This window comes from Pseudomonas sp. AC193 (assembly GCF_979258075.1).
The window spans coordinates 2,001,734-2,016,038 of record NZ_OZ409832.1 but is presented as its reverse complement, the minus strand read 5'-3'; the positions used below and the strand labels follow the sequence as shown (position 1 = coordinate 2,016,038).

Here is a 14,305-nt window from a genome sequence, read left to right as displayed (position 1 = left end):
TCAGCTTCTCGTCTGAATACGTGAAGCTCCCGGCATTTCAGTGTCTACACTGATTCCAGCGCTGCACTGGATGCCGGGAGCTGAACATGCTTGATTACGTCGCGTTGGGTCTGTTGGTGTTTGTCGGTCTCGTGCTGTTCTACGGGATCATCGTGCTGCATGACATTCCGTACGAAATTGCCGTTCACCGTAATCACCCGCATCAGGATGCGATCCATGCCACGGGCTGGGTCAGCCTGTTCACCCTGCACGCGTTGTGGCCGTTTCTGTGGATCTGGGCGATGGCGTATCGCGAGGATCGCGGTTGGGGTTTCGGTGACGGCAAACCGGTGCAGAACCACGTGCTGCGGCTGGAGCAGCAAGTCATAGAGCTGCAAGGTCGCATTGAGCGGCTTGAAGCGCAGTCACCGCGCTCTGATAAAGAGGGGAACTGAGCATGGATCTGCTGCTCATCCTCACGTACGCCGCATTCTGTGTCGCGCTGTTCAAGATCTTCCGCATCCCGCTGAATAAATGGACGGTGCCCACCGCCGTTCTGGGCGGAATCCTGATCATCGGTGCGCTGATTTTCACCATGAACTACAACCACCCCTACTCCGAGGTGGCGCGTTCCTACTTCGTCTCTGTGCCAGTGATTCCCATCGTCAGCGGTCAGGTGATCGAAGTACCGGTGCACGGCAACGAGCCGCTGGAAAAAGGCGATGTGCTGTTTCGCATTGATCCGACGCCGTTTGAAAACCGGGTGAAATCGCTGAAGGCGCAACTGGTCGCGGCCAAGGGCGATCGTTATCGCATCACCGAATTGATCCGCCGTAACTTCGGCACTCAGCGCGAACTGGATGCCGCCATCTCACGCACCGATGACCTGCAGGCGCAACTCGACAACGCCCAGTTCGAGCTGGACAACACCACCGTTCGCGCGCCGAGCAAAGGTTTCGTCACCCACGTTTCGTTGCGTCCGGGGATGATGGCGAGCAAGTTGCCGCTGCGCCCGTCCATGGTGTTTATTCCCGAAGAAGGCCAGTATTTTGCTGCGTGGATGCGTCAGAACAGCCTGCTGCGTCTGACCGTCGGCGACGAGGCAGAAGTCGCCTTCGACGGCATTCCCGGCAAGGTCTTCGAAGGTCGGGTGAAAAGCGTCATCGGCGTGATTGCCGAAGGGCAGATTCAACCGTCCGGCACGTTGATCAGCTACACCGGTTCGCCCCCGGCCGGGCGAGTGCCGGTGATCATTGAGATCACCGATCCGGACTACGCCCAGTACGCCAAACAGATGCCCGGCGGCGCTTACGGTCAGGCGGCGCTGTACAGTCAGCACTTTCATCACATCGGCGCGATGCGCAAAATTCTCCTGCGCATGGCGGCCTGGATGAATTACATTTTCCCTTTCCATTGATCTGAAAAACACTGACGAGAGGTTCGCACTGAGTACTCACAGCACCCATCGACTGCCACCGCTGTTGCGCCGAATCCTGCGACCGTTGCTCGATCCGTACCGGCGCTACCGCCACGCCCGACTGATCCACGCCGTGCGTGTTGCCCTCGGGTTGCTGGCGACGATTCTGCTGACCACCGGCATCAATCTGCCCCACGGCGAGTGGGCTTCGGTGACCATGTTGGTGGTGATTGGCGGCTTGCAGCACCACGGCAACATCGGCAAAAAAGCCGCCGAGCGCGCCACCGGCACGTTGATCGGCGCCGCCGTAGGCTTGGTTCTCGTGGCGCAACAGGCGTGGCTCGGCATGCCGTGGCTGACGTACTTTGCGATGGCGGTGGTCTGCGGATTCTTCTCCTATCACGCCATCGGCAAGGGGGGTTACACCGCCCTGCTCTCGGCGATCACGGTGTTTATCGTCGCCGGGCATGGTGACAACCCGATCACCGACGGCTTGTGGCGCGGCGTCGATATTCTGATCGGCATCGCCCTCGCCCTGGCCTTTTCCTTCGCGCTGCCGCTGTACGCCGTGTACTCGTGGCGCTACAACCTCGCCGATGCGCTGCGCGATTGCGCCACGGTGTATGGACGGATCATCAGCGGCCAACCGGTCAGCGCCGATGAACATCTGAAACTGATGGGCCGTTTGGGCGCGGTGATGGTGCAACTGCGCTCGCTGATGCCGTCGGTGTCCAAGGAAGTGAAGATTTCCATGACCGAACTGGATGCGATCCAGCGCAACCTGCGCATGTGCATCAGCACCCTGGAAATCCTCGGCAACACCCGCCCGGACGCTAACGACCCCGAGGCCATGGCGCATCTGCAATCAGCGCTTAAGGCCGAACACCGGCAGATTCGGGTGCAATTGATCGGCATGGCACGGGCGTTGAAAACCGGCGCAAGCCAACGTCTCGATCGACCTGTGGAGTTGCCGGACGCCGGCCTGGACGCACCGGTTTACAGCGCGCTGGACGGTTATCGCTTATTGACCCGACAGCTCGCCGCGAACATCGGCGACATGCGTCAGCGGCTGGCGAAAACCGCGCCGCGCTGGAACATCTGACGCGCGGCGAATTTTCCCGTGTAACAACGCAGACATGATCACTACAATGCGCCATCGCAAAGTACGTGAATGGATGCGCACATGCAGTTCAGGGAAAACATCAATGCTTTGAGGGCACTCGCCGTTTTGTCGGTGGTGCTCTTTCACTTCAACGTCCTCGGTTTCGATGGCGGCTTTGCCGGGGTCGACGTGTTTTTCGTGATCTCCGGTTTCCTCATGACCGGGATCATCTTCAACGGCCTGCAACAACAGAAGTTTTCCCTGCTCGGCTTCTACGCCTCCAGAGCCCGACGGATCATCCCGGCGCTGGCGACACTGTGCGTGGCGCTGTTGATTTTCGGCTACGTGTATCTGCCGCTGGATGATTTCCGCGAATCGATCCGCACGATCAAAAGCAGTCTGCTGTTCAGCTCGAACTTCTTGTTCGCTAAAGACGGCAACTACTTCGACGCACCGCTGCACGAGAACTGGCTGCTGCACACCTGGTCGCTCTCCGTCGAATGGCAGTTCTACATGCTCTACCCCGTGCTGGTCATGGGGCTGTACAAATTCTTCGGTTCGCAAAAGACCCGCTATGCGCTGCTCGCACTGGCGGTGATCTCATTCGCCGCATCGGTAGTGGTGACGGAGAAAAATCCGACCTTTGCCTTCTATATGCTGCCCACCCGCGCGTGGGAAATGATTGCCGGCGGACTGGTCTTTCTGTTTCCGCTGCGGCTCAGCCAGCGTAAAGGCTTACTCAGCGAAGCGTTTGGCTTGATCGCGATTTTGATCAGCGTTCTGGGCTTTTCCGAAAACGATCTCTGGCCAGGTTATCTGGCGCTGCTGCCGGTGCTGGGGACGATGCTGGTGATTTACGGCAATACGCATTCGCTGTTCAGCCGCAACAAGGCGCTGCAATTTACCGGGAGCATTTCCTACTCCGTTTACCTCTGGCACTGGCCGCTGGTGGTGCTGCTGTATCTGTGCGGTTTGCTCAGCAGTTGGCCGCATGTGCTGGGCGGCATTGTTCTGTCATTCGTGCTCGGTGCGCTGTCCTTCCGATACGTAGAATCGAAAACCCGCAAGATCACCACGCCGCCGCGCACGCTGTTCAAGTTCGCCGCGCTGACGGTGGCGGTCATTGTCGTGGCGTCGGTGACCTCGTCGCTAGTGAAGAAGTATCCCGCTGCGCGGTTTGCATTCGTCGACCTCGGACAACCGCAATACGCCAGCAAACTCTACCCAAAAGCGTGCTACGCCAACGCCTACGACGCGGCGGACTGCAAACTGGGCACCGGGGATGTTTCGGTGATTCTGTTCGGCGACAGCCATGCCGAATCGACCGCCGCTGCGGTGCAGATGAACAATCCGCACGCCGCGCTATCGTGGTCACGCGGTGGCTGTCCTCAATTGCAGAACTTCGAAATGCACGACAAGGATCTTCAAGCCAAGTGCCAAGCCTTCAACCATGAAAAGCTGCAGATCTTGAAGGATTCGTACAAGGGTGTTCCGGTGGTGCTGTTCAGTCGGGCCGCGCTGTACTCCGATCCCGGCCGGGGCAACAGCTATCGCATTCACTTCCCTGACAGCCCCAAAGGTGAATCGGCCTTCATCGACGAATACGTGGCCGAGTACAGCAAAACCGTGTGTGAGATCGCGCAAAACCATCCGGTGTATATCGTCCGGCCGATCCCGGAAATGCCCTTCAGCGTATATAAAGGCCTGAACCTCAATCAGCGGATTTTCCAGCAGACCGCCGATATCTCAGTGCCTTTGGTCGACTATCAAAAACGCAACAGGATCGCCAATTTCACCATCGAAGCCGCTGCCAAACAGTGCAACGCAACAGTAATCGACCCGACGCCATTGCTGTGCCCCGATGGCGATTGCATGGGCTCGCTGAATGGCGAGCCGCTGTACTTTGATGACAATCATCTGGTCGATGCCGGCAATCAGCTTTTGAAAGGCGCGTTCAAAGATTTGATCAAAGCCATTTAAGGGCGTGCAGCGACACCGGCTCTGGACTTGAAACCCCAGCCCTGTTGCATGCCCGCTGCCGCCAGCAGAATCGCTGCCACGCCGAGCCATTGCAGCGGTTGCAGTCGATGACCGAAGGCGAACCAATCGACGAAAATCGCCGCAATCGGATAGATGAACGACAGCGCACCGGTCAGTGCGGTCGGCAGTTTCTGGATCGCGCCGTAGAGCAACACGTACATCAGGCCGGTGTGGACGATGCCCAGCGTGATCAGGCTGGCCCACGCACTCGGCGCTTGCGGCAGCGCGGAGAAATGCGCGAATGGTGCGAGCAAGAGTACGCCGGTGCAGACCTGAATCAGCGCGATCAGATGCGGCGGTGTGCCGGTCAAACGCTTGATGATCAGCGCGGCTATCGCGTAAAGAAACGCCGCGCCCAGCGCCAGGGCAATGCCCAAAAGGTAATCGTTTCCGCTCTCGCCCTGCGTACCGTGGGCGCTGACAATCGCCAGCATCCCCATAAATGAAATCGCCAGCCAGAACAGTTTCTGCAGGGTGATTTTTTCGCCGAGAAACAGCGCCGCCAACCCCACCAACATGAACGGCTGCACGTTGTACACCGCCGTGCCGATGGCAATTGAGGCTTTCGAATATGAGGCGAACAACAGCAGCCAGTTGCCGACAATCGCCACACCGCTGAGCACCGCCAGCAAGAATGTGGTGCGAGTGAGGATGCCCGGGCGCAGAAAGCCGAACGCAGCGCAAATCAGCAACAAGGTGCCAGCGCCGAACACGCAGCGCCAGAACACCACGTCCAGCACCGGTTGCCCGGAGACCAACACGAACCAGCCGATGGTTCCTGATATCAGCATGGCGGCGGTCATTTCAAATGAGCCGCGGCGGGTTGTTGTGTCCATCATTTATCTCCTGTCTTTGTGACAAAAGTATGCCTAGCGGACAGGGGCTCTCTCCAGAGCAAAAGACAGGCTAAACTGCGAATCTGCCTTTTTTATCGCGGGTGATTATCGGAAATCGCCTAATCCGGGAGTAGATACATGACTGACGATATCGACCAGATTCTGATTAGCGCATTGATGGAAGACTCGCGCCGCTCGCTCAAGGCATTGGCGCAGATCAGCGGATTGTCGTCACCCAGCGTGGCCGAGCGCTTGAAGCGTCTGGAAGAACGCGGCGTACTCAAGGGCTACACCGTCGAGATCGATCCGAAATGCTTCGGCTATCAACTGCAAGCCATCGTCCGCGTGCGCCCGTTGCCGGGGCAGTTGCAGGAAGTCGAGCGGCAGATCATGTCGATCCCCGAATTCACCGAATGCGACAAGGTGACGGGCGAAGACTGCTTTATCGCCCGCCTGCATGTGCGCTCGATGGAACAACTGGACACCCTCCTCGACCGCCTCAATACGCTGGCGGAAACCAACACCGCGATCGTCAAGAAAACTCCGGTCAAGCGCCGTCTGCCACCGATGGCGTGAGTGCTTTTTCAGCACGTTCAGCGTAGATTGAGTTTTTTCCGGCGAAGGATTGGCGGTAATGAAAACTCAGGTCATGTTGATTGCAGCGGTGATGCTCAGTGGTTGCGGGACGGTGCAGACGGTCGTGCGCAGCGATGAAGCCGCGGCCAAGAGCCTCAAGGACGAAAAAACCTACTGCGGCGCCGTGCCCCGAATCTACAGCGGCGTGACCTACGACTTCTGCCTGATGCACGCGGAAGTGAAGGACGGTGTCGACACCTTCGACTACAACAATGCCAACCCCGGCGTGCTGATCGATGCAGCGGCGTCCGGCGTCCTCGATACGCTGTTGCTGCCTTACACCATCTATAAACAGCACACAGACGGCAGCATCATTATCAATTGATCCCGTAAGCTTTCCTGCAGACAACAAAAAACCCGCCGAGGCGGGTTTTTCGTTTTCTAACGACAGCGATCAGTCGTCGCGGCTCATGATGCCGAAGATCTGCAACAAGCTGATGAACAGGTTGTAGATCGATACATACAGGCTGATGGTCGCCATGATGTAGTTACGCTCGCCGCCATGGATGATGGCGCTGGTCTGGAACAGAATGCAGACCGACGAGAACAGCACGAAACCTGCGCTGATCGCCAGTTGCAGGCCGCTGATCTGGAAGAAGAAGCTAGCCAGCGTTGCGCCCAGCAGGACGAAGAAACCAGCGGTGATGAAGCCACCGAGGAAGCTCATGTCCTTGCGGGTAATCAACACGTAAGCCGACAGACCACCGAAGACCAGTGCGGTCATGGCAAATGCCGAGCTGACCACTTCAGCGCCGCCCTGCATGCCCAGGTAACGGTTGAGGATCGGGCCGAGCAGGAAACCCATGAAACCGGTCAAGGCAAACGCCGACACCAGGCCCCACGCGGAGTCGCGGAGTTTGTTAGTGAGGAAGAACAGCCCGTAGAAGCCGATCAGCACCACGAAAATGTTCGGGTAGCCAACGCGCATCTGCTGCGCAACGAAAGCCATCACGCCGCTGAATGCGAGGGTCAGAGCCAGTAGGCCGTAAGTGTTGCGCAGGACGCGGCTAACCTCTAGCTGCTCAGCCTGCACGCCGTTATTAACTGCGTAATCCTGTTCGCGCATGGCGACACTCCTGTTGGTTTGAAACGTTCAGTCGCAAAGATCATAACAGACGCTCTGTAACAAGCCATGCAGAGAGTTTGACAGTGTGTTTCATTCAGGTATTATGGCGCCCGCAACGCAACGGAGGTGTGGCCGAGTGGTTTAAGGCAACGGTCTTGAAAACCGTCGACTGTAACAGGTCCATGAGTTCGAATCCCATCGCCTCCGCCATATTTGGTACCGACAAAGCCCTGATTATTCAGGGCTTTGTCGTTTCTGCAATTCGATTTTCCTGGTCATCCCTTTCTGGATTGTTTCCGCAACTTTTCGGTCATTTCCGCAACTCTATCCCTTCGATATCGATGATCCGACCTCGACACTCAGGTGAGTTTGGCTATCTTCAACAGGCAGCTTCCGGCCAAAAGCAGACGTTCAAAAATGGCAGGTATCGACCCGAAGCGGGCATTACTAAAGCGTGTTGAGTCGTGCCTCAGCCGTTCCGGTCTCGAGCTATTGCGCTACTTGCGACAACGCATGAATGACATCCGCAACCATCTTTTCAGCACTGTTCATCCCGTCAATCCGTAAGACCGGAGCGGTCTGCTCTGATAGCCACGCCTCGTGCCACGCCCAGTTGCGTCCTGAAAAGTTCGGATCGTCATACTGCGAAGCCCATTCCCGAAAGGCTACATGTATCTCATGCATGTCACCGCCCGGTGCTATCCGATCTCCAAAACGCTCCTTTTCACGGGCGGCCAGCCGTTCAAGGCGAGTGGGTGTTGGAGTTACAACGAAAACAATCAGATCGACATGGGTAATCAGTGCTTCTCCCCAGACCATGCAAGAACCGGTCAGCACCCAATCGTCATCACCGAACTTTTGCTGGATCAATGACACGCGCTCACTGGGAGTTCGCTTGGTCGTAAAAGGAGGGTCAGTGCGCATCCAGAAGTAATCATCGACATCGACTTGGCGTACACCGAGCAGAGTTGCGACGTTTTGACCCAAAGTAGTCACGCCCGCACACGAAGCACCTGTAATGTAAATCCGCAATTTTTCCTCCATGAATACAAGTCTGTTTCGAGGCAGGCAATATATCCCTTACTCGATTGGGTCTCACTTTTTTCTGGGCTGCAAATGACTGCTTCTGATCGGAAGCAGTAGTTCCCGGATGTCCGCTTCTGGCCGGATCCCGTCCTTCCCGACAGGGAGATTTTGTTCACCCCGTCTTGAATTATTGCTCTGAATACTCAAATGGGTATCGGGCCTAATGAAAGGCAGTCATCGCAGATCACTCTGTTTCTGCCGTTCTGCTTCGCTAGGTAAAGACGTCCATCAGCTTTGGCTACCAGATGATCCAGATGATCGCAGCCGTCACCTCCCAACTCAGCTACTCCGATGGACACGGTAATGCGTATCTCGGTCGATGGTGCCGTGCGCGACAAGGTTCGAGGATCGGGAAGGCAGACGGAATTAGCGATGGCATTCCGTATTTTTTCCGCAATCGAAGTCGCCTCCTTCAGAGTTGCACCGGGTAGCAGCACACAGAACTCTTCGCCGCCATATCGAACTACCAAATCCTGCGTACGCACCAACGCACGACATAACGTCGCCAGATGCTTGAGAACTTCGTCACCAGCCGAATGCCCCCAGTTGTCGTTGATGGCTTTGAATTTGTCTATATCGAGCATCATCAAGGCAATGGGTTTTTCGCCACGTAGGCGCTTGGTCATCGTCGCGAAATCAGCCATCAAGCGACGACGATTGGCCAACTGAGTCAATGTATCTATCAGGCTTAACTCGCTCAATTGAGCAATGAGCGCCAATTGTCTTTTCAGCAGTAGATCCACAATCAATAGTGTCATCAACATCAACAAACCCAAAGAAATCCAGATCCACACAAACACATTGCTAAATTGCGATACGACCGTCCAACGGAGGTTTGCTTTCGAAATTTTGTCGATCAACATGAGCCCCGAACGATCGAGCTTGCGATAGAGAAAATAGTCGCTCCCTGTTTCAAATTCGCCGGATGCCCGCTGAAACAACTCGGACACGGTGACTGAAGGCCGGTTTTCCAAGGTTATCTTGAGCCAGTCCTCCTCTCGCGTGGAGAAACTTTTCTCGTTTGAACCTATCAGAACGCCTCGCTGATCGAGCAGGACATGTATTTCCCCGGGAGACGTCGTCTCTTGCATGTAAGCTTGCAGCCGTTGTTGAGGCACATCGAACACGATCGCACCCCTGACCTTTCCGTTGACTAGCAACGGTGTCCCGAACTGCAAGCGATTCCCTGAAGAGATCGGACGGCCCACGCGTGCGAAGAATGCAATAGAAGAACCGAATTGCGCCGTAGGGCTGCTCTGAAGCAGGCTCGAGGTAGCAATCTCATGCAGCGCAGGTTCGACCTGATCGGCATCGATCGCGGGATGGGCCACGATTACGCCGGAAGTAGACAGGTACAGGACATTTGCAAGATTCTTACCTTGCTGATACTGCACGGGCAGGAGCTGGCTCATCAACTGCGCCAGTTGCAGATCTTCGCGTAATTGAGCGGGATCACGCTGGAACTCGGGAATCGTCTGCAAACGCGTAACGCCAAGGGCTAGAATAGGAGCGTTCTCTGGCGCAACCGGCAAATTCCAAACATCATTTTTTGCCGAGTACTGTGTCATTTTTGGCGCGAGTTCAGAATTGGTATTTTCTGGATTTTTTCGTTCATTGAGCAGAGTGCGTTCTGCGGTTGAACGCAGGAAGCGCAGTTGCTCCTTCAAGGTATCGATTCCGGAATCGACGGCGATGGCCTGCAACTGCAAATTGTACTGACGAGAGTTAATTTCACGATGCCAACTCACCCAGTACTGGCGGCCAGCCAGTACCGTGGTCACGATGAATACCGCGAAAAAACATAACATCACGATGCGCCTGGGGCGGGTATCTCCAGAGAAGAAGCGTCGAATACCCTTCGATAGCCGCTGCCATTGCATTTGACGCCCCCACGATCAGAGATGAGCAGTAAAGATAGATCACCCTAGATGCACCTGCTTCTAACGTCAGATACATCGGCCATGGGTGGTGATCTCGATTGCTCTGCATTTGCTTTCCTCAACGCACAAAAAGCCCCCAATCTTTGTCGTTAAGGAATGGCTAAAAGGGGTCGAAAAACACAGCCACCTGACTGGCCGCTACTGGCCGAACGCGGACAATACAGGCCACGTCATAAATGCAGCTGTTTTACTCTTCCAGTGCAAATCCATAGTCGCCGTTTCTGCCATTCGGGAATGGCGCACATTGCCTCACCTCCCGCGTGATCGCGGCAGGTGAGGCCTGCACCGGCATTGCACGTTAAAAGGTGTAGGCAATACCGACTTGTACTGTTCGCGGCGCTCCCGGATAGGCATAGACGTTACCGAATGCACCCTCTTCATAATCACGGTCAAACAGGTTCTTCACGTCAAGATTGAGCCGCACCTTGTCATTGACCTTATAGAAGCTGAGCAGGTCGACCACGGTGTAGCTGCCCATCGAAAACGCGGTGTTGGCGGTTTGTCCCGCGCGCTCGTCGACGTACTTGAGCCCGGTGCCCAAGCCCAACCCCTTAAAGGTGCCATCCTGGAACTCATACATATTCAGCAGGCTGAAGCTGTTTTTCGGGATGTTCAGCAGTCGCGTGCCGGAGCGTAATACGTTGTCTTTGGTCACTTCGGCATCGACATAGGCGTACCCACCAATCACGCGCCATTCGGGCGTCAGGTTGCCGGCCACGTTGACGTCGAAACCACGACTGCGCACCTCACCCGCCGCGACGCTGAAGGTCGAATCAACAGGATCGGTGGTCAGCACGTTACGCTTTTCGATCTGATAGATCGCCGCGTCGACACTCAACTGCTGATCCAGCGCTTCCCACTTGATGCCCATTTCGTACGACTTGCCTTTCTCCGGCTCGAACCCGCCGCCCTGACGACTGGCGCCGGTGTTCGGTTTGAACGAGCGCGCGGTGTTGGCATAGATCGCTAATGTGTCGGTCAAGTCGTAGGTGACGCCGATGCGCGGCGTTACCGCGTTGTCACTCGCCTGCCAGCTCTTGGCGCCGGGCACATAGGTTTCGTAGTCATGTTCAAAGCGCTCGAAACGCGCCCCGGCCAGTACTTTCAGTCTGTCAGTCAACGCCACCTGATCCTGCACGAACGCGGCATACGTCTTGAGATTTTCCATGTCATCAGTGGGCGTGCGGGTGAGTGCCGGACGTGGTTGGCCGTACACCGGATCGAAGATGTCGATCGGGTACGCACCAACGGCTCCGCTGGAGCGTTGAATGATCGACTTGTAGTCGTAATCCTCATACTCGATACCGGTGAGCAACGTGTGCTGCAAACCCGCGATTTCGAAATGGCCAGTCAGATTGAGCTGGGTATCCTTGTCGGTTCACTCCAGCTTGCGATAGTTGAAATTGCGCCCCAGAGTGCGGCCGTCAGCGGCAATACCGTTGGCCTCTATGGCATTGCCCTTGAGCGATCCGTCGAGCCACTGGAAGCCGCCGCCTAACGTCCAGTCGTCGTTGAGCATGTGCTCGAAACGCAGTTGCGCCATGTTGTTGTCGTTATGCAGTTTACCAACGTCTTTTTCGCCAAAAAAACTGTCGCGCGAGGCAGTCCCTATCTGCTTCGCATAGCGAGTAACGCCTCGATCCAGAGGCGCGTTGTTGCGCATGAAATCGCCTTCGAAAATCAGCTTGGTCGCGTCGGTTGCCTGCCAGGTGAGCACGGGCGCGATGCCGTAGCGCTCGGTTTCAACGTGATCTCGAAAGGTGTCGCCGCCCTCGCCCACTACGTTAACTCGGTAGGCCAGACGCCCTTCCTCGTCGAGCGGGCCGGAAGCATCCAGCGTGCCGCGCTTCATGCCCTGATCATTGAGTTGGCTGCCAAGAGTGACGGCGCGCTCGGGCAACGGCTGTCTGGACACCACGTTGAAGGTGCCGCCAGGATCACCCCGACCATAGAGCATGGTGGCCGGGCCGCGCAGCACTTCGAGGCGTTCGATCGTGTTGGCATCCGGCATGTTCGGATAGCCGCGGTTGATCGGGAAACCGTTGCGATAAAACTCGCCGGTGGTGAAGCCACGCACGGTAAATGTGGTCAGGCCCTGGCCACCAAAATTGTTCGCCCGCCCGACGCCACCGGCGTAGTCCAGCGCGTCCTGCAAACGGGTGGCGCCCAGATCCTCGACCACATCCTTCGAAACCACACTGATCGATTGTGGGGTTTCGTGGATCGACGTGTCGGTACGTGTGGCACTGGCCGATCGAGTCGCCCGATAACTCTGCACCGGGCCGTCCGCCCTCTCGTAATTGGCAGTACCGATGACATCGGTTGCGTCGAGTTCGAGCGTTGAGGGTGTCCCCTCCACTTGTTCAGCCCAAGAGGCAGGCGACAAGGCTTGCAGCACACAAATGGAAAGCAGGGTTCGACGCATGAAGAGAGAAACCTTTACGAATAGGCCAATACAGGGAGTAAAACCGCCAAAATCCCGCGCATGCTATACAAACACATTCGCAATTGACACAAATTCCCATTAACGTATGCAGCACTCGTATAACTCGCCCCGCGCAGACCCTGCGCCCGCATTTGCCTGAGGTGCTATCGCCTGAGTAGAATGCGAGTCATTATCAATCATGTACTTACCGGGATGCCGATGAGCAGCGACGACACACTAGGCACTGCAGATCTAGCGCTGCTCTATCGCACCCACCACTCGTGGTTACATGGCTGGTTGAGCCGACGCATTGGTTGTCGCGATAACGCCGCAGACCTGGCGCAAGACACCTTTGTGCGTCTGCTCAAATCCCGGCAATCAAGCCCCTTGCGCGAACCCCGTGCCTATCTGAGCAGCATTGCCCGCGGGCTGATGATTGATCAGTATCGTCGTCGCGAACTCGAACGTGCTTACCTGGAAAGCGTCGCGTTGCTGCCTCAACACGAGGTGCCCTCGGAAGAAAGCCGACTGCTCATTCTCGATTCGCTGGAGCGCATCGACCGCATGCTCGACATGCTCAAACCGCGAGTTCGCCAGGCGTTTTTATTTGCCCGGCTCGACGGTTTGACCTGTGCGCAAATAGCCGAAAAACTCGGCGTTTCCCGGGCGACGGTGGAGCGCGACCTGGCCACCGCCCTGCAACACTGCTATCGGTTGCGTTATGTCGAGGCATGAGTCGCAGGCGCTGGATCCGGCCGTTGTAGACCAGGCCATCCACTGGCAGGTGCGCCTTCGCTTCAACAAGGCAGATGAGCAAACGCAGCGCACTTTTGAGCTTTGGCTGCAGCAGCGTCCGGAGCATCGATTGGCGTGGCAGCGTGTGGAATCGCTTGGGGATGAGTTCGCGAGCATGCCGCCGCAATTGGCCCGACAAACCCTTGATGGTTCCCGCCATGGCCTGCGCCGACGGGAAAGCCTGAAGCTGTTAGGCCTTTTGGCCACGGTTGGCGCCGCCGCCTGGCTCGGCCGGGACTACACACCCGTACCGGCCATGCTTGCGCAGCAACGCAGCAGCACCGGCGAGCAGCGCCGCGTGCAACTCGATGACGGCAGCCTTGTCCAGCTCAATAGCGACAGCGCTGTCGACAGTGATTTCGACGCCCAGCGACGTCTGCTCATTCTGCGGCGTGGTGAGGTCATCGTGAATGTCGGCGCGGATGAACACGCGGCGCGCGCGCGTCCCTTTTGGGTACAAACACGCGACGGAATCATGCGCGCGCAAAGTCCCCGCTTCCTGGCGCGGGAACGTGACGACGGCACCTTGCTCGCGGTTCAGGGAGGCACCGTCACGGTATTTCCTGGCGCCAGTCAAACCCTGGCCGCCAGCAGTAGCCGCAGTGCCCAGACCGCCAATCAGCTGCTGTTCACATCAAGTGGCGCCCGTGAGTTCAGGGACAATGGCCTGGATGTCTGGGGCTGGAATGATGGTGTGATCAGCGCACGCAATATGCGTCTTGGGGATTTTATCGCGGAGTTGTCGCGCTACCGCCCCGGCGTATTGCGCTGCGCCGAAGAGGTTGCCGACCTTCGGGTTTCCGGCACTTTTCAGCTCGCCGACAACGATCAGGTACTGACATTGGTCGCGCAGTCGCTGCATTTGCGCGTTGATTATCGGACGCGTTATTGGGTGACGTTGACCGCTGCCAGTTGAATAAGCTTCTTTTGTCTTATTTAGCAAAAATAATGAGGTAGTTTCTCATTCTCGTTCGACTTGTAAG

The 14,305-nt window shown here is 56.8% G+C and carries 13 protein-coding genes, 1 tRNA gene and 1 pseudogene; 10 read left to right on the top strand and 5 right to left on the bottom strand.

Annotated elements, in window-relative coordinates; genetic code table 11:
* Positions 1 to 86 precede the first annotated feature (86 nt).
* From ACZZ0D_RS09330 to ACZZ0D_RS09315, 4 genes are all read left to right on the top strand, one after another.
* Positions 87 to 434, top strand: a complete 348-nt coding sequence (locus ACZZ0D_RS09330) for a DUF3302 domain-containing protein (protein ID WP_053120668.1) — start codon at positions 87 to 89, stop codon at positions 432 to 434.
* A gap of 2 nt (positions 435 to 436) precedes the next feature.
* Positions 437 to 1,396, top strand: coding sequence for an HlyD family secretion protein (locus ACZZ0D_RS09325; RefSeq protein ID WP_212550686.1), 960 nt, complete (start codon positions 437 to 439; stop codon positions 1,394 to 1,396).
* Positions 1,397 to 1,457: 61 nt separating this feature from the next.
* Entirely contained in the window at positions 1,458 to 2,498 is a 1,041-nt protein-coding gene (locus ACZZ0D_RS09320) for an FUSC family protein (protein WP_463554783.1), read from the top strand.
* Positions 2,499 to 2,579: 81 nt separating this feature from the next.
* Positions 2,580 to 4,478 carry an acyltransferase family protein gene (locus ACZZ0D_RS09315; protein ID WP_463553020.1) on the top strand — a complete coding sequence of 633 codons (1,899 nt, stop codon included), beginning with the start codon at positions 2,580 to 2,582 and terminating at the stop codon, positions 4,476 to 4,478.
* Here ACZZ0D_RS09315 and ACZZ0D_RS09310 read toward each other — a convergent pair.
* Entirely contained in the window at positions 4,475 to 5,374 is a 900-nt protein-coding gene (locus tag ACZZ0D_RS09310; protein ID WP_463553019.1) for a DMT family transporter, read from the bottom strand. The two genes, ACZZ0D_RS09315 and ACZZ0D_RS09310, sit on opposite strands and share 4 nt — an antisense overlap.
* 138 nt (positions 5,375 to 5,512) lie before the next feature.
* Here ACZZ0D_RS09310 and ACZZ0D_RS09305 point away from each other — a divergent pair, with 138 nt between their 5' ends.
* Both ACZZ0D_RS09305 and ACZZ0D_RS09300 read left to right on the top strand, forming a co-directional pair.
* Positions 5,513 to 5,950: an Lrp/AsnC family transcriptional regulator gene (locus ACZZ0D_RS09305; RefSeq protein WP_053120674.1), complete on the top strand. Its 438-nt coding sequence runs from the start codon at positions 5,513 to 5,515 to the stop codon at positions 5,948 to 5,950.
* Between the two features lie 58 nt (positions 5,951 to 6,008).
* Positions 6,009 to 6,335: a YceK/YidQ family lipoprotein gene (locus tag ACZZ0D_RS09300; protein ID WP_463553018.1), complete on the top strand. Its 327-nt coding sequence runs from the start codon at positions 6,009 to 6,011 to the stop codon at positions 6,333 to 6,335.
* 69 nt (positions 6,336 to 6,404) lie between these two features.
* Here the strand turns inward: ACZZ0D_RS09300 and ACZZ0D_RS09295 are convergent, their stop codons facing one another.
* The gene (locus tag ACZZ0D_RS09295; protein ID WP_053120677.1) at positions 6,405 to 7,076 is read right to left on the bottom strand and encodes a Bax inhibitor-1/YccA family protein; all 672 of its coding nucleotides are present in this window, start codon (positions 7,074 to 7,076) and stop codon (positions 6,405 to 6,407) included.
* A 122-nt stretch (positions 7,077 to 7,198) separates the two neighbouring features.
* On the opposite strand from ACZZ0D_RS09295, the gene ACZZ0D_RS09290 reads away from it, so the two are divergent.
* Positions 7,199 to 7,286, top strand: a tRNA-Ser gene (locus tag ACZZ0D_RS09290).
* The gene (locus ACZZ0D_RS09285; protein ID WP_463553017.1) at positions 7,259 to 7,537 is read left to right on the top strand and encodes a hypothetical protein; all 279 of its coding nucleotides are present in this window, start codon (positions 7,259 to 7,261) and stop codon (positions 7,535 to 7,537) included. Before ACZZ0D_RS09290 ends, ACZZ0D_RS09285 begins: the two co-directional genes overlap by 28 nt.
* Before the next feature lie 28 nt (positions 7,538 to 7,565).
* On the opposite strand, the gene ACZZ0D_RS09280 is transcribed toward ACZZ0D_RS09285, so the two are convergent.
* The 3 genes and pseudogenes from ACZZ0D_RS09280 to ACZZ0D_RS09270 form a co-directional block, all read right to left on the bottom strand.
* Positions 7,566 to 8,108: a P-loop NTPase family protein gene (locus tag ACZZ0D_RS09280; protein ID WP_463554782.1), complete on the bottom strand. Its 543-nt coding sequence runs from the start codon at positions 8,106 to 8,108 to the stop codon at positions 7,566 to 7,568.
* Positions 8,109 to 8,305: 197 nt separating this feature from the next.
* Positions 8,306 to 10,042 carry a diguanylate cyclase gene (locus tag ACZZ0D_RS09275; RefSeq protein ID WP_463553016.1) on the bottom strand — a complete coding sequence of 579 codons (1,737 nt, stop codon included), beginning with the start codon at positions 10,040 to 10,042 and terminating at the stop codon, positions 8,306 to 8,308.
* A 358-nt stretch (positions 10,043 to 10,400) separates the two neighbouring features.
* Positions 10,401 to 12,527, bottom strand: a pseudogene (locus tag ACZZ0D_RS09270) (TonB-dependent siderophore receptor).
* A gap of 219 nt (positions 12,528 to 12,746) precedes the next feature.
* Between ACZZ0D_RS09270 and ACZZ0D_RS09265 the strand changes: the two are divergent.
* Positions 12,747 to 13,262, top strand: a complete 516-nt coding sequence (locus ACZZ0D_RS09265) for a sigma-70 family RNA polymerase sigma factor (RefSeq protein WP_053120679.1) — start codon at positions 12,747 to 12,749, stop codon at positions 13,260 to 13,262.
* Positions 13,249 to 14,238, top strand: a complete 990-nt coding sequence (locus ACZZ0D_RS09260) for a FecR domain-containing protein (RefSeq protein ID WP_463553015.1) — start codon at positions 13,249 to 13,251, stop codon at positions 14,236 to 14,238. The genes ACZZ0D_RS09265 and ACZZ0D_RS09260 overlap by 14 nt, the downstream gene beginning before the upstream one ends.
* The last annotated feature ends 67 nt before the right edge of the window (positions 14,239 to 14,305 follow it).

Coding starts and splice junctions, on each gene's coding strand:
- ACZZ0D_RS09310 (WP_463553019.1), bottom strand. CDS start 5,374: ATGGACACAACAACCCGCCGCGGCTCATTTGAAATGACCGCCGCCATG.
- ACZZ0D_RS09300 (WP_463553018.1), top strand. CDS start 6,009: ATGAAAACTCAGGTCATGTTGATTGCAGCGGTGATGCTCAGTGGTTGC.
- ACZZ0D_RS09260 (WP_463553015.1), top strand. CDS start 13,249: ATGTCGAGGCATGAGTCGCAGGCGCTGGATCCGGCCGTTGTAGACCAG.
- ACZZ0D_RS09315 (WP_463553020.1), top strand. CDS start 2,580: ATGCAGTTCAGGGAAAACATCAATGCTTTGAGGGCACTCGCCGTTTTG.
- ACZZ0D_RS09295 (WP_053120677.1), bottom strand. CDS start 7,076: ATGCGCGAACAGGATTACGCAGTTAATAACGGCGTGCAGGCTGAGCAG.
- ACZZ0D_RS09285 (WP_463553017.1), top strand. CDS start 7,259: ATGAGTTCGAATCCCATCGCCTCCGCCATATTTGGTACCGACAAAGCC.
- ACZZ0D_RS09330 (WP_053120668.1), top strand. CDS start 87: ATGCTTGATTACGTCGCGTTGGGTCTGTTGGTGTTTGTCGGTCTCGTG.
- ACZZ0D_RS09305 (WP_053120674.1), top strand. CDS start 5,513: ATGACTGACGATATCGACCAGATTCTGATTAGCGCATTGATGGAAGAC.
- ACZZ0D_RS09325 (WP_212550686.1), top strand. CDS start 437: ATGGATCTGCTGCTCATCCTCACGTACGCCGCATTCTGTGTCGCGCTG.
- ACZZ0D_RS09275 (WP_463553016.1), bottom strand. CDS start 10,042: ATGCAATGGCAGCGGCTATCGAAGGGTATTCGACGCTTCTTCTCTGGA.
- ACZZ0D_RS09265 (WP_053120679.1), top strand. CDS start 12,747: ATGAGCAGCGACGACACACTAGGCACTGCAGATCTAGCGCTGCTCTAT.